Genomic DNA, 13,276 nt, shown 5'->3' on the forward strand with positions numbered 1-13,276 from the left:
GTGGCGGCAGCGACGGTGCGGGGGCTCCGAGCGACCCACCTGACGCGCTCTCGTGAACGACGTGGGCCCGGCCGTCCGCTGTTCTCCCGATGCGATTCCAGGCGGGTCCGCGAGCGCGGGCCGCCCGGTCACGGTCCGCCGAACCTGCGCGAAAACCCGGCGTGAACGCTTCCGTGCGGACACCATGGGCGGCGTGGCCACTGCCCGGTGCGGAGTTACAGCAGCCCACCGCCTAGGACTCGGCTCGCCAAGCCGATGACCACCGGCACTATGCCGAGGCAGACGAAGGCCGGGAGGAAGCACAGCCCCAAGGGGCCGCCGATCAGGACGCCCGCGCGTTCCGCCTTCGCGGCCGCGATGTCTTCCACCGCGGCCCTGCGCTGCTCGGCCAGTTCCATCACCGCTGCCGCCAGCGACGATCCGGACCGCGCCGAACGGCGCGCCATCCGGGCCAGCGACTCGATCTCGTCGGCTCCTGGGCGCCCCTTCGCATCCCGCGCCACTTGGTGCCAGGCCGTGGCCGCGTCGGCACCGAGCGCGAGCAGGTCCGCCGCCCGTCGCAGTGCTTCGCCGAGTGGTTCCGGCGCCTCCTGCGCCACGGCGCGCGCCGCCCCTGCCATGGGAAGCCCAGCACGCAGGCAGGCGGCCAGCAGGTCGAGCACCGAGGCGACAGCCAGCGGATCGGTCTCCCGGTTCACCCGGCGCGACGTCTCGGCCGGTGCGTTGCGCGTCCGGCCGAGGGCATGCAACCGCCTGCTCACGGCCACTCGTCCCGGCAGCGATGCGAGTGCGGCCGCCATCAGCAGCAACGGCAGTGCCGCACCAGAAGTGAACGCCATCAGCAGCCTTCCTCAGCGATCCTGTTGTGCGATGACCTCGTGCACGGCCCACAGTCGGGCCATACGACGGCACACCACGCCTCACCTGCGTGCCGTCGCCGAGGAGCGGACCGATGAGGCTGACCCGTCGTCGCTCAGCAGCGCGACCGTAGATTCGGCCGGTCTGCGGGTAGTCAGGGTTGAACGCGCCGTCGAGGTGGTGTGCATCCGCCGTGCGCTGCAGTCCGATTGGATCGCCGACCGGGCGGCGGCTTCGCAGGGCCGCACCGCCTGCGACTACGGCACACGCGACCCTTGGAACCGGCGTGCGCGCAAACCGCCTCTCCCCGCCGATCGCAACCGGCTTCGAGTTCGACAACTGCTTTGGCCGGCCGCGACCAGCCATCGAGGAAGACTTCATATCAGCACCTTTCGGGTGATGGCATCGGTCCACAGCAGGCCCGCGCAGGCCAGGCCCGCGCCTACCGGCAACAGCACCGCCCCCGCGGACGAGGCGAACAGGACGTGCAGCGGCGCGGCTCCCATCATTTGGCCGAGGGCGATGCCGAGGAGCGGCAAACACGCCAGGACACCGGCGGTGGCCCGTGCGCCGGCCAGCGCGGCGGTGGTGCGGCCGTGGAATCGGATGCGTCCCGCGAGATCCGTTCGGGCCGCGGACAGCAACTCCGCCAGTGCCAAGCCGTGCCGCTCGGCCACCTGCCACGCCCCGGCCACCCGGGCGAGTTCCGCGGCGATCGGGGAATCCGGCCGGCGCAGACCCTCGGCCGCCGAGCCACCGAGTCGGCTGCGGGCGGCGCCAACGGTGAACGCGCGGGACGACTCGCCCCACACCTCACGTGCGGCGGCCTCGGCGGCGGCGCTCGGATGCGCCCCCACGCGCAATTCCGCGATCACAGCGTCCAAGGCATCGAGTAGGTACCCTTGCTCGGCTTTCCCGCGCCGGTCCCGTACCGCCCGGCGAGCCCGTAGCCCGACCGTTCCGGCGACCAGGCCTGCCGCGAGGAAAGCACCCGTACCGAAGACGGCGAGCACGATCACCACGCCTACGCAGGCACAGACGCGGAACAGCCTGCCGCGCTCCGGTATTCGGTACTCGACGCGCGCGGTGAACAGCTGTCCGAACCGGCGCTGCGACCGGGGCGCCGGAACCAGGACCAACGCCAGCGCGAGACACAACAGCGCGCCGCTCAACGGTCGAGCCGTTCGGCGAGCAGGCTGGACAGGTCCGCGGCGGCGGGGGCCACACCCGTGGTATGCCAGGCGGGCGTGATCCGCACGGCCCCATCGCCGTTGCGGTGCACGAGGCCGACCTCGCGCAGCCCCCGCGAGCCGTCGGATCGGCGGTGCATGTGCAGGACGACCTGCACCGCGGCGGCGAGTTGACTGTGCAAGGCCGCTCGATCCATGCCGCCCAGAGCGGCGAGGGCTTCCAGCCGGGCGGGGACTTCTTGCGGCGAGTTGGCGTGCACGGTGCCCGCCCCGCCGTCGTGTCCGGTGTTCAACGCGGTCAGCAGGTCGACCACCTCGGCGCCCCTGACCTCGCCGACCACGATCCGGTCCGGCCGCATGCGCAGCGCTTGACGGACCAGGTCACGGACGGTGACCTCGCCGACGCCTTCCACATTCGCGGTCCTGGCCACCAGCCGGACCACGTGGGGATGCGGTGGCGCGAGCTCCGCCGCGTCCTCGACGCAGACGATCCGCTCGGACGGGCCCACCGTGGCGAGCAGGGCCGACAGCAGCGTCGTCTTCCCGGCTCCGGTGCCGCCGACGACCAGGAACGCCAGCCTCGCCCGGATGATTCGTTCCAGCAGGAGCTTCGCGTCGGCGGGCACCGAGCCCGCCACGGCGAGCGCGGACAGCCCCTGGGTGGCCGGACGGAGTACCCGCAACGACAGACAAGTGCCGCCGTGCGCGACCGGCGCGAGGACCGCGTGCAAGCGGACCCCGAACGAATCCCCTGATGCCGCAGCGATTCCGGACAGCCGACCGTCCACCCATGGTTGTGCGTCGTCGAGTCGGCGGCCCGCCGACAGTGCCAGGCGCTGCGCCAGCCGCCGGACCGCGGCCTCGTCGGAGAAGGTGATCGAGGTCTTCTCCAGACCGTGCCCGCGATCGATCCACACCGCGTCCGGACCGGTCACCAGGACGTCGGCCACTCGCGGATCGTGCAACAGCGGTTCGAGTACGCCCGCGCCGGTGAGTTCGGTCTGCAGCAGTCGCAGAGCCCGCAGCAGGTCGGTGTCGCCGAGCACCCCGCCCGCTTCGGCCCGGATCGCGGCGGCGACCTGCGCCGGATCCGGGTCGCCGGTCTCGCCCGCCAGGCGCTCCCGCACCCGGTCCAGCAGCTCGCTGGTCAGTATCGCGCTCATCGCCCCCTCCTCACCGCCGTTGTCCCGGTGGTGCACTCAGTACGCCGAGGACGGCGTCGGCCGCATCACGCAGCGGCCCGCGGCGGCCTACCGACATCCCGCCGCGCTCCAGCCGGTGCGCGAGACCGGACTGGGCGCGAACGGCGGCGAGCAGCGGGAGATCGAGCACCTCGGCGACCTCGGCTCCGCGCAGGCCGCCGGGCGCCGGACCGCGAACGATCAGGCCCTGGTTCGGGTTTCGCCGCGCGATATGGGCGGACACCGCTTCGGCGGCGGCGACCGCACGCAGCCGCGCCGGAACGACCAGAACCACGAGGTCCGCGGAGTCGAGCATCTGGTCGGCATGCGGCCCGCGCTCACCGGAAATATCGCAAACTATGAAATCGCCTGCGACACGGCCCGCTTCGATGACAGCGCGGACCGCGGGCGCGCCGAGCTCACGTGGCAATCGTCCCGCACCGCAGCGCCCACAGGACAGCACCGCGAGCCCGGGCGCCGCGACGGGTAGGGCGCCGTGCAGCGCGGTCGCTGAGACGCGCCCGTCCTCCACCACCAGGTCGGGCCAGCGCAGGCCCGCCGCGTTCTCGACACCGAGCAGCAGGTCGAGACCCCCCGCGAAGGGTGCGCCATCGACCAGCAAGGTCTCGCGCCGGAACCCCTCCGCGGCGGCGCGCAGCGCGACCGCGACGGCGAGGGTGGACGCACCGGCCCCGCCGCCCGCGCCGACGACGGCGAGCACCACGCCGTCACCCGCACGCTGCTCGCCGTATTCAGCAAACATCTCGATGAGCCCCACCGCCGCGCCGGGCAAGGCGATAGCCCGCTCCGCGCCGACCGCGGCGGCGGCCTGCCAGTCGAGCAAACCTGGCTCACCATCGGTTACCACCACGACGCCGGCGCGGCGCAGGTAGCCCGCGGCGGCCGCTTCGCGTGCCGTATCGGTGTCCAGGATGACCAGTGGAGCGCCGGTCCAGGCATGTCGGCCGACGAGTCGCGTCCGCTCATCGAGTGGCCGTTCGGCGGCCGCCGCAATACGCCGGACTTCGTCGCGCAGACGGTCGTCATCGATGAGCACAAGGGCGGGCGCCGGCCCACTCGGCTCCGATGCATCGAGGTTCATGCAGGTCAGCGTCGCGGAACGGGAGCAGGGACAGAAGGGGCGATATGCCGAATGTGGACAACTCCGGGCTTGTGGACAGCTATCCGAACCCGATGTCGTAGCGCACTGTCCCTGAAATAGAGGACGGCCCCAGCCGGGGGGGGAGGAGGCTGGGGCCGTCGGGGTTCAGCCCCGGGGGGTCGGGCTGAACGCGCCTGGACCATGTCCAGGTGCCAGCAATACTACACCTAAGCCCCGGCCACCACGCAAGTCTGCCGACGGACATCTTTGTGGCCCTCGTGGCTTCGGCGTCTGCGGGGCAAACTTCATCGCCGCACCGGCCGCAGCCGCGCCACGGCGGGGAACACGCGTGCCGACCAGCGGCAGCCGTGGTGCAGCCGCCGCCCATCTGCGGCCGATCGAAGGCAGGACGGCCACACAACAGGCGCGGTGGCCGCAGAGCGCTGCCACAACCCGCGGTCGGACCGACCACGGGGACACAGCAGCCGCACCACACCTGACGCCTGGCCGAGCGGAGACCATACCGCCGCCTATCCTGGTCGGGTGGACAAGTCAGCCACTGCAGGTGGACGCGTCGCGGCCTTCTTCGATCTGGACAAGACCGTGATCGCGAAGTCGAGCACGTTCGTATTCAGCAAGCCCTTCTACGCGCAGGGGCTTTTGAACCGCCGCGCCGTACTGGAAAGCAGTTACGCCCACTTCCTGTTCCTGCTGTCGGGAGCCGATCACGATCAGATGGAACGGATGCGCGCCCACCTGACCAGCATGTGCGCGGGCTGGGACGTCGAGCAGGTGAAATCCATTGTGGCAGAGACATTGCACGAGTTGGTCGATCCGCTGATCTACGCGGAGGCGGCCGACTTGATCGCCGACCACAAGATCCGGGGGCACGATGTGGTGATCGTCTCGGCCTCCGGCGAGGAGATCGTCGGCCCGATCGCCGAAGCGCTCGGCGCCTCACATACCGCCGCCACCCAGATGGTCGTGGCGGACGGAAAGTACACCGGCGAGGTCGAGTTCTACTGCTACGGCGAGGGCAAGGTCGCCGCCATCGAGAAACTTGCCGCAGACGAGGGGTACGACCTGTCCCGCTGCTACGCCTACTCCGACTCGATCACCGACCTGCCGCTGCTCGGCGCGGTGGGCCACCCCACTGCGGTCAATCCGGATCGCAATCTGCGCCGTGAGGCCACCACGCGGGGCTGGCCGATCCTGACCTTCTCCAACCCGGTGTCGCTGTGGGCGCGCTTCCAAGCGCCGTCCTCGACGACGCTCGCGGCCACCGCGGCGGTCGGCTTGAGCGCGGTCGTGGCCGGCGCGATCAGCTACCGGATGCTGCGCCGCCGACGCTGAGATCGGACGCTCGAGCAGCCCGTCCAATCCGGGTCGCCAGCGGCTTGCCGTTAACTCAGCCAACTTGACCGATGGCGCTGCGGACCAGGCATTTAACCACGAAACGCCGAGAAAAACGCCGATTGTTCAATGTTCTCGCATCCCTTGATGTGAGTGCAGTCACAGGTGTAGAAAGGTAACTACGGAAGGACGGAAGGCCAAGGCAGCACCGGAAGAGAAGGCACTGTCTCCCGACCCTTCTTCCCAGCACGGGCACCAGGCACCCACGCGGAGCGCGCCGCGACAAGGGCAGAAGCGTTGTGGGCCTGCGAAATTCGGATAGTCGACGGCGAAGGCCTCGCACAGGTTGCGGGGATGAACCGGCCGATGTCCGGATTGTCGCCGAGGCCGCAGAACACAACCCACCTAGCACGCTTGGTAACCGGGTAGTCCGTGCTAGCGGGCGGTGAGGTCGAGAGACAACGCCGCCCGCTTTGACGTGCACGGGGGTTATCCCGCCGCCGAGTCCGCGATCGACGTGGCCTCGCGCGCGCCGTCCTCGAACGCCCCGCAACAGAGGATCACCCAGCCGCCGACCGCCTCCGCCTCCCCGGTTCCGAATCCCGCGGCCGCGTCCAGATACGCCTGACGCCTGCGCAACCAGAACACCTCCGGTACGCCGAGGCTGTGCGGATCCAGCCCACTCGACACCGCGACCAGCCGGGAGGCCGCCCGCGCGACTACGCCATCGGCCGTGCCGAACGGCCGCAGCGCCAGTAGCTCACCGTGTACTACGGCGGCGAGCACCGGCGCGGGCGCTCGCGAACCGAGCACCGTCTGCGCCAGCAGATCCAGCCGCTGCGCGACGCCCGAGTCGCCGCGCGGCCTGCCGAGCGCCTCTTGCTCCGGAATCAGATCGGCCGCGGCGAGCAGATGCAGCCGCGCCAGCGCCTGCAGCGGGGCACGCTGCCAGGTGCCCACCATATTCCGCAGCGCGTCCCCGTCCAACGCTTGCCCGACGCGCAGCGAGCCGGCCAGGATCGGGTCCGCAACCCGGCCGTCGGCGGGAATGTCCGTGCTGCCGCCGTCGATGGCCGCCGAGGACCGGGCCGCACGCACCGCGGCCTCGGCCGCCGTGGTGGGCCACCCACGCCGGTTCGCCTTGTGCCGGTGCACCTCGGCGAGCGCGTCGCGGGCACGGTCGGCCGCGTCCCGGACACCGGGAAGATCGACGAGGGGCTGTAGCGGATCGGTCACGGCATACGAGGCTACTTGCGCTCGCGCGGACCGATCCGCGCGCCCGGCTCGCTATCCGGCCAGCAGATCGCGTCCCGGTATCGCGTCGAGCAGTTTGCGCGTGTACTCCTGCCGGGGATCGTCGAACACCTCGTCGGTCGTCGCCGCCTCGACCACCTTGCCGCGCTGCATGACGAGCACGTCGTCGGCGATCTGCCGCACCACGGCCAGATCGTGGGTGATGAACAGATACGCCAGCCCGAGCTCGGCTTGCAGCTCGTTGAGCAGGCGGAGGATCTGGGCCTGCACCAGCACGTCGAGCGCGGACACCGCCTCGTCGCACACCACCACTTCGGGCCGTAGGGCGAGTGCCCGCGCGACCGCCACGCGCTGACGCTGTCCACCGGACAGTTCGTTGGGGTAGCGCCGCAGCACACCGGCAGGCAGCGCGACCTTGTCGAGCAGTTCCCGCACGGTCGCCTCCCTTTCCTCGGCGGTACCGATCCGGTGGGTGCGCAACGGCTCCTCGATGGTGCGGTAGATCGTGTACATCGGATCGAGCGAGCCGTAGGGATCCTGGAAGATCGGCTGCACCCGGCGGCGGAAGGCGAAGGATTCCTTACGGTCCAGGGTGGTCACGTCCTTGCCGTCGAACGTGACGGCGCCGGAGGTGGGCGCGAGCAGTCCGAGGACCATCTGCGCCACCGTGGTCTTGCCCGAGCCGGATTCGCCGACGATCGCCGTGGTCGACCCGCGCCGCAGCCGGAACGACACATCGTCCACCGCGACGAACTCGGTCGACTTCCACGGCGTGCGATCGCGAATGTGAAACGTCTTCGTCAGACGCTCGGCTACCAGCACGTCGTCCGGCACCACCGTGTCGGCTGCCGCCACCTGCACGGCTTGCGCGTGGATCTCGGCCCGGCGCCGCACCGCCGACCGCCGCTGCGCGGCCAGCGACGGCGCCGAACTCACCAGCCGTTTGGTGTACAGGTGCTGCGGATCACGCAAAATCCGCAAAGCGGGCCCGGACTCCACGACACGGCCGCGATACATCACCACCAGGTGTTCGGCACGCTCCGCCGCCAGACCCAAGTCATGGGTGATCAGCAGCACCGCGGTGCCGAGTTCGGCGGTGAGCCGCTCGAGATGGTCGAGGATCTGCCGCTGTACGGTCACGTCGAGCGCCGAGGTCGGCTCGTCGGCGATGAGCAGTTGCGGTCGGCAGGACAGGCCGATCGCGATCAACGCACGCTGGCGCATGCCGCCGGAGAACTCGTGCGGATACTGGTTCACCCGGCGTTCGGCGTCGGGCATGCCCGCTTCCTCGAGCAGTTCCACCGCTCGCTTCTCGGCGGCCTTGCCCTTCGCGATGCCGTTGGCTTCGAGCGTCTCGCGGATCTGGAAACCGATCTTCCACACCGGATTCAGATTCGACATCGGATCCTGCGGGACCAGGCCGATGCCGCTGCCGCGGACCGCGACGATCTCTCGTTTCGAGGCCGCCGTGAGTTCCTTGCCGTCGAACCTGATCGAACCGGAGGTGACCCGGCCCGTGCCGGGCAGCAAGTCGATGATCGCGTGCGCGGTGGTCGACTTTCCCGAGCCCGATTCCCCGACGATGGCCACGGTCTGCCCCGGATACACCGACAGGCTCACGTCCCGGACCGCGGGCACCGGCTTGCCGTCGGCGGTGAAGCTCACGTTCAGATCGGTGATCTCCAGCAGCGGCCGGTCGGCCTCGCTCATCGCTTCCTCGCCTTCGGATCGAGGGCGTCGCGCACGGCGTCGCCCAGCATGATGAAGCTCAGCACGGTCAGCGCCAGCGCCGTCGCCGGATAGAACAGGATGGCGGAGGTGCGGATCTCCTTCTGACCCGTGGCGATGTCCGCGCCCCAGGACACCACGGTGCGCGGGAGACCGACGCCGAGATAGGACAGCGTCGCCTCGGTGACGATGAAGACGCCCAGCCACAGCGTGGTCACCACGATCAGCGGTCCCGCCGCGTTGGGCAACACGTGGCGCACAAGCGTCTGCGGTCGAGAGACGCCCAAAGCTTTCGCGGCCGTGACGTAATCACTGTTCTTCGCTTGGATCACCGCGCTACGGGCGATCCGCGCCGCCTGCGGCCAGGTGAACGAGGCGAGGATGACGATCACGGTCCAGATCGTCCTTGCGTCCAGCAGCTGCATGATCACGATGGCGGCCAGCATCAACGGAATCGCGTAGAAGACCTCCGCGACCCGCGAGACGATCGAGTCCAGCGGCCCGCCGTAGAAGCCCGCCAGCGCGCCGAGCGTTCCCCCGATCAGCACGAACAGCAGCGTCGCGCCGACTCCGGCGAGCACGGAAGCCCGCGCTCCGTAGACGGTGCGGGCGTAGATGTCGCACCCCTGCTTGTCGAAACCGAACGGGTGCCCTGCGCCGCGCGGGTCCATGCTGAAGTCGCCGTTGCAGTACCGCGGGTCCTGATCGGTGAACAGCCCCGGCCAGATCACCACGATCAGCACGAACACGATCAGCACCGCCGCGACGATGAAGATCGGGTTGCGCCGCAGCTGCCGCCACGCGTCGCGCCAGATGCTGGTCGGCGCGCCCGCATCCAGCACGGCGTCGGTGGCGAGCACCTCGACCTCGTCGGGCGGCGCGACGAAATGCTCCTGGCCGCGGCGCGGACTCGCGGCCTCGGTGCGGTCAGGCATAGCGGATCCTCGGGTCGAGTGCGGCGTAGAGCAGGTCCACGAGCAGATTGGTGAGCAGGAAGATGACGATCAGCACCGTGACGAAGGAGACGACGGTCGGCGGCTCCCCCCTGGTGATGGCCTGGTAGAGCGTGCCGCCCACGCCGGGAATGTTGAAGATGCCCTCGGTGACGATGGCGCCGCCCATCAGGGCGCCCAGATCCGCGCCGACGAACGTGACCACCGGAATCATCGAGTTGCGCAGGATGTGCACGGTCACCACGCGTGGCCTGCGCAGGCCTTTGGCGGTCGCGGTGCGCACGTAGTCGGCGGACATGTTCTCCGCCACCGAATTCCGGGTCAAGCGCAGGACGTAGGCGAACGACAGCGAGCCGAGCACGATCGCGGGCACCAGCAGTTCGCCGACGGTCGCCTTCCCGGAGACCGTCACGGGCGCGATGCCCCACTTCACGCCGAGCAGGAATTGGGCGAGGAAGCCCACCACGAAGACCGGGACCGCGATCACGACCAGGCTGATCACGAGCATCGCGGAGTCGAACAGCTTGCCTTTGCGCAGTCCGGCGATCAGGCCGAACAGCACGCCGAAGACCGACTCGATCAGCACCGCCATGAAGGCCAACTTGATCGTGATCGGGAACGCACGCGCGAGTTCGTCCCGCACCGGCCTGCCGGAGAAGGCCGTGCCGAAGTCCAGCGTGACGATGCCCTTCAGATACAACAGGTACTGCACGAGGAACGGCTCGTCGAGGTGGTAGCGCGCCCGCAGTTGCGCCTCCACCGCGGGCGTCATGGGTTTGTCACCCGCCAGCGCGTGGATCGGGTCGCCAGGGACGAGGAACACCAGTGCGTAGACGAGCAGGGTCGCACCGAGGAACACGGGGATCATCTGAAGCAGACGCCGCCCGACATACCAGGCCATTTCGCCTCCTGAACAGGACCGCCGAGCGTCACCCGGACGCCCGGCGGCCGGCGGCTACTTCTCGATGTTCTCGAAGTCGAACAGTCCGTTCCAGGCGAGTTCGGCCTTGCGCACCCGGTCGGAGCGGCCCGCGGCGGCCACGTAGTCGAACACCGGGACGTCGGCCAGGTCCTTGATCAGCAGGGACTGGGCCTGCGCGATGATCTTGTAGGACTCGTCCTGGCTCGGCGCGGCCAAGGCGGCATCGAGCAGGCGGTCGAATTCCGGGTTCTTGTAGTCGACGTTGTTGGTGTCGGAGTAGCTGTAGTACTGCGAAGTGAGGAACTGCAGCATGGTCGGGTAGTCACCCTGCCAGCCGTAGCGGAAGGCCTTGTTGATGGTGCGCGCGTTCACTTCGTCGCGGATGTTCTTGAACGTCGGGTACGGCACGCCGATGGCGTCGACGCCGAGGGTGTTCTTCACGCTGTTGGCCACCGCCTCCACCCAGGCCTGGTGGCCGCCGTCGGAGTTGTAGGCGATCTCGTAGCGGCCCGACCACGGCGAGATCGCGTCGGCCTGTGCCCAGACCTTCTTGGCCTCGTCGGGGTTGTACTTCAACACCTCCGAGCCGGGCAGGTTCGGGTCGAAGCCGGGCAGCGTGCTCGCGGTGAAGTCGCGCGCCGGGATCCGGGTGCCGTGGAAGATGTTCTGCGCGATCTGTTCCCGGTTGATCGACATCGAGATCGCCCGGCGCCGCAACAGCCCTTCCTGGCCGGCGAAGTGCGCGACGTTGGACTGGATGCCGATGTGCTGGTTCTGGGCGGTCGGCTTGGTGATCGCGCGGTCACCGAGATCCCGTTCGTAGGAGGTGAGCGCGCTGTCGGGCACGGTGTCGAGCGCGTCCAGATTGCCCGCTTGCAGATCCGCGTAGGCGGTGTCGAAGGACTGATACATCACGAACCGCAGCCCTTTGTTCTTGGCCGGGCGGCCGCCGGGGTAGTCCGGGTTGGGCGCCAGATCGATCTTGACGTTGTGCTCCCACGCCCCGGACCGGGCGAACTTGTAGGGGCCGTTGCCGATCGGGTTCTCTCCGAACGCTTTCATGTCCTTGAACGCGGCCTCCGGCAGCGGATAGAACGGCGCGTACCCGAGTTCGGTCTCGAAATCGATCGACGGTGCCTTCAGCTCGATGGTGAAGGTGCGGTCGTCGATCACCTTCAAGCCCGACATCGTCTGTGCCGTAGGCTTTTCCGCGGACACCTCGTCGAAACCGACGATGGGACTGAACACATAGCTCTGTAACTGGGCGTTGGTGCCGAGCGCGCCGTAGTTCCACGCGTCGACGAACGACTTCGCCGTCACCGGGGTGCCGTCGGTGAACTTCCAGCCGGGTTTGATGGTCACCCGGTAGCTCTTCCGATCCGTGGTCTGGATCGACTCCGCCATCTCGTCGTGCGCCTTGCCGCTCCCGTCGTAGTACTTCAGGCCCGCGAACAGCCGGTCGACCACGCGGCCGCCCATATTCTCGTTGGTGTTGGTAGGCACCAGCGGATTCTGCGGCTCGCCACCGTTGACCGTGACGATGTCGGCATCGGCGCCGTCGCCCGAGGAACATGCGGACAACCCGAGGCTCGTGGCCAGTACGACCGCCGCGGTCAGCGCCATCGCTCTGTGGAATTTCAACGCGTCCTCCCGGTGCGAGAAGGGGGTAGCCGATCGGCACCCGCAGGAGGCCCGTCAGCGCATGCCGACGCGATCCCCCTGTGTGGTTGGCAGAGTAACCACCGGCGCGGGCACTGTCACCTGATTGATCCGAGTTCGTTGTACTTGTTACCGATCCGGCAACATCGCCGAAACACCCCGAGTTTCGTGCGGAAACGGCCGCGCGGCCGGAGCATCGCGTTCGCAGCGGGAGGCAGGCGCGGCGGCGTGACGCGGGCGAAACCCGATCGACACACCGCACGCGGCATGGGTCACAGTTGATTACTGTCGAACTCGGCTGCGTCGAATCGTGCGCTCAGGCTACGTGGAAAGAAGAGACGAGATGACCGAAACCAGCGCCGAACACAGGGACTCGTATCCGCCGAACGCGGAGTTCGCCGCCCAGGCGAACGCCGACGCCGGACTCTACGAGCGGGCGGCGGCCGATCGCGACGCGTTCTGGGCCGAACAGGCCGGGCGGCTGCACTGGCACGAACCGTTCACCCAGGTGCTGGACTGGAGCGGGGCTCCGGTGGCGAAATGGTTCGTCGGCGGAAAGCTCAACGTCGCCTACAACTGCGTGGACCGCCACGTCCTGGACGGACACGGCGACCAGGTCGCCATCCACTGGGAAGGCGAACCCGGCGACTCGCGCGCCATCACCTACCGCGAACTGCTCGACGAGGTCTCCCGCGCCGCGAACTACCTCACCGAACTCGGCCTGGAGACCGGTGACCGGGTGGCCATCTACATGCCGATGGTGCCCGAGGCCATCGTCGCCATGCTGGCCTGCGCTCGCCTCGGGCTGACCCACTCCGTCGTCTTCGCCGGATTCTCCCCCGCCGCGTTGCGCCAGCGCGTCGACGACGCCGGGGCGCGCCTGGTGATCACCACCGACGGGCAGTGGCGGCGCGGCAAAGCCGCCCCACTGAAGGAAGCCGTCGACGAGGCCCTCTACGCCCACGGCGACACCCCATCCAGCGTCGAGCATGTGCTGGTGGTGCGCCGCACCGGCATCGAAGTCCCCTGGACCGAAGGCCGCGACCTGTGGTGGCACGACACCGTCACCACCGCCG

General features: G+C 69.2%; 10 protein-coding genes and 1 pseudogene. 2 read left to right on the forward strand and 9 right to left on the reverse strand.

Features of this window, described 5'->3' with window-relative positions:
• Positions 1 to 215: 215 nt before the first annotated feature.
• The 4 genes from ABZW96_RS30495 to ssd all read right to left on the reverse strand — a co-directional run bounded on the left by ABZW96_RS30495 (position 216) and on the right by ssd (position 4,331).
• Entirely contained in the window at positions 216 to 839 is a 624-nt protein-coding gene (locus tag ABZW96_RS30495; protein ID WP_355079239.1) for a type II secretion system F family protein, read from the reverse strand.
• 396 nt (positions 840 to 1,235) lie between these two features.
• Positions 1,236 to 2,030: a hypothetical protein gene (locus tag ABZW96_RS30500; RefSeq protein WP_355079241.1), complete on the reverse strand. Its 795-nt coding sequence runs from the start codon at positions 2,028 to 2,030 to the stop codon at positions 1,236 to 1,238.
• A complete protein-coding gene (locus ABZW96_RS30505) occupies positions 2,027 to 3,211 on the reverse strand; it encodes a TadA family conjugal transfer-associated ATPase (RefSeq protein ID WP_355079243.1) in 1,185 nt (394 codons plus the stop codon). Before ABZW96_RS30505 ends, ABZW96_RS30500 begins: the two co-directional genes overlap by 4 nt.
• 10 nt (positions 3,212 to 3,221) lie before the next feature.
• Positions 3,222 to 4,331 carry a septum site-determining protein Ssd gene (gene ssd / locus ABZW96_RS30510; RefSeq protein ID WP_355079245.1) on the reverse strand — a complete coding sequence of 370 codons (1,110 nt, stop codon included), beginning with the start codon at positions 4,329 to 4,331 and terminating at the stop codon, positions 3,222 to 3,224.
• 576 nt (positions 4,332 to 4,907) lie between these two features.
• Between ssd and ABZW96_RS30515 the strand changes: the two are divergent.
• Positions 4,908 to 5,684, forward strand: a pseudogene (locus ABZW96_RS30515) (HAD-IB family hydrolase); the annotation flags it as partial.
• A gap of 489 nt (positions 5,685 to 6,173) precedes the next feature.
• On the opposite strand, the gene ABZW96_RS30520 reads toward ABZW96_RS30515, so the two are convergent.
• From ABZW96_RS30520 to ABZW96_RS30540, 5 genes are read right to left on the reverse strand one after another with little or no spacing between them, the layout of a single operon-like run.
• Positions 6,174 to 6,920 (reverse strand): oxidoreductase, encoded by a 747-nt coding sequence (locus ABZW96_RS30520; protein ID WP_355079247.1) that lies wholly within the window; start codon positions 6,918 to 6,920, stop codon positions 6,174 to 6,176.
• A 51-nt stretch (positions 6,921 to 6,971) separates the two neighbouring features.
• Positions 6,972 to 8,648: an ABC transporter ATP-binding protein gene (locus ABZW96_RS30525; RefSeq protein ID WP_355079249.1), complete on the reverse strand. Its 1,677-nt coding sequence runs from the start codon at positions 8,646 to 8,648 to the stop codon at positions 6,972 to 6,974.
• Positions 8,645 to 9,601 carry an ABC transporter permease gene (locus tag ABZW96_RS30530; RefSeq protein ID WP_355079251.1) on the reverse strand — a complete coding sequence of 319 codons (957 nt, stop codon included), beginning with the start codon at positions 9,599 to 9,601 and terminating at the stop codon, positions 8,645 to 8,647. Before ABZW96_RS30530 ends, ABZW96_RS30525 begins: the two co-directional genes overlap by 4 nt.
• Positions 9,594 to 10,520: an ABC transporter permease gene (locus ABZW96_RS30535; protein ID WP_355079253.1), complete on the reverse strand. Its 927-nt coding sequence runs from the start codon at positions 10,518 to 10,520 to the stop codon at positions 9,594 to 9,596. Before ABZW96_RS30535 ends, ABZW96_RS30530 begins: the two co-directional genes overlap by 8 nt.
• 54 nt (positions 10,521 to 10,574) lie before the next feature.
• Positions 10,575 to 12,164, reverse strand: coding sequence for an ABC transporter substrate-binding protein (locus ABZW96_RS30540; RefSeq protein WP_355079278.1), 1,590 nt, complete (start codon positions 12,162 to 12,164; stop codon positions 10,575 to 10,577).
• Positions 12,165 to 12,543: 379 nt separating this feature from the next.
• On the opposite strand from ABZW96_RS30540, the gene ABZW96_RS30545 reads away from it, so the two are divergent.
• Positions 12,544 to 13,276: AMP-binding protein (locus ABZW96_RS30545; RefSeq protein WP_355079255.1), on the forward strand; the 733-nt coding region annotated here is incomplete at its 3' end.

Source organism: Nocardia sp. NPDC004168 (assembly GCF_040610355.1).
GTDB lineage: Bacteria > Actinomycetota > Actinomycetes > Mycobacteriales > Mycobacteriaceae > Nocardia > Nocardia sichangensis.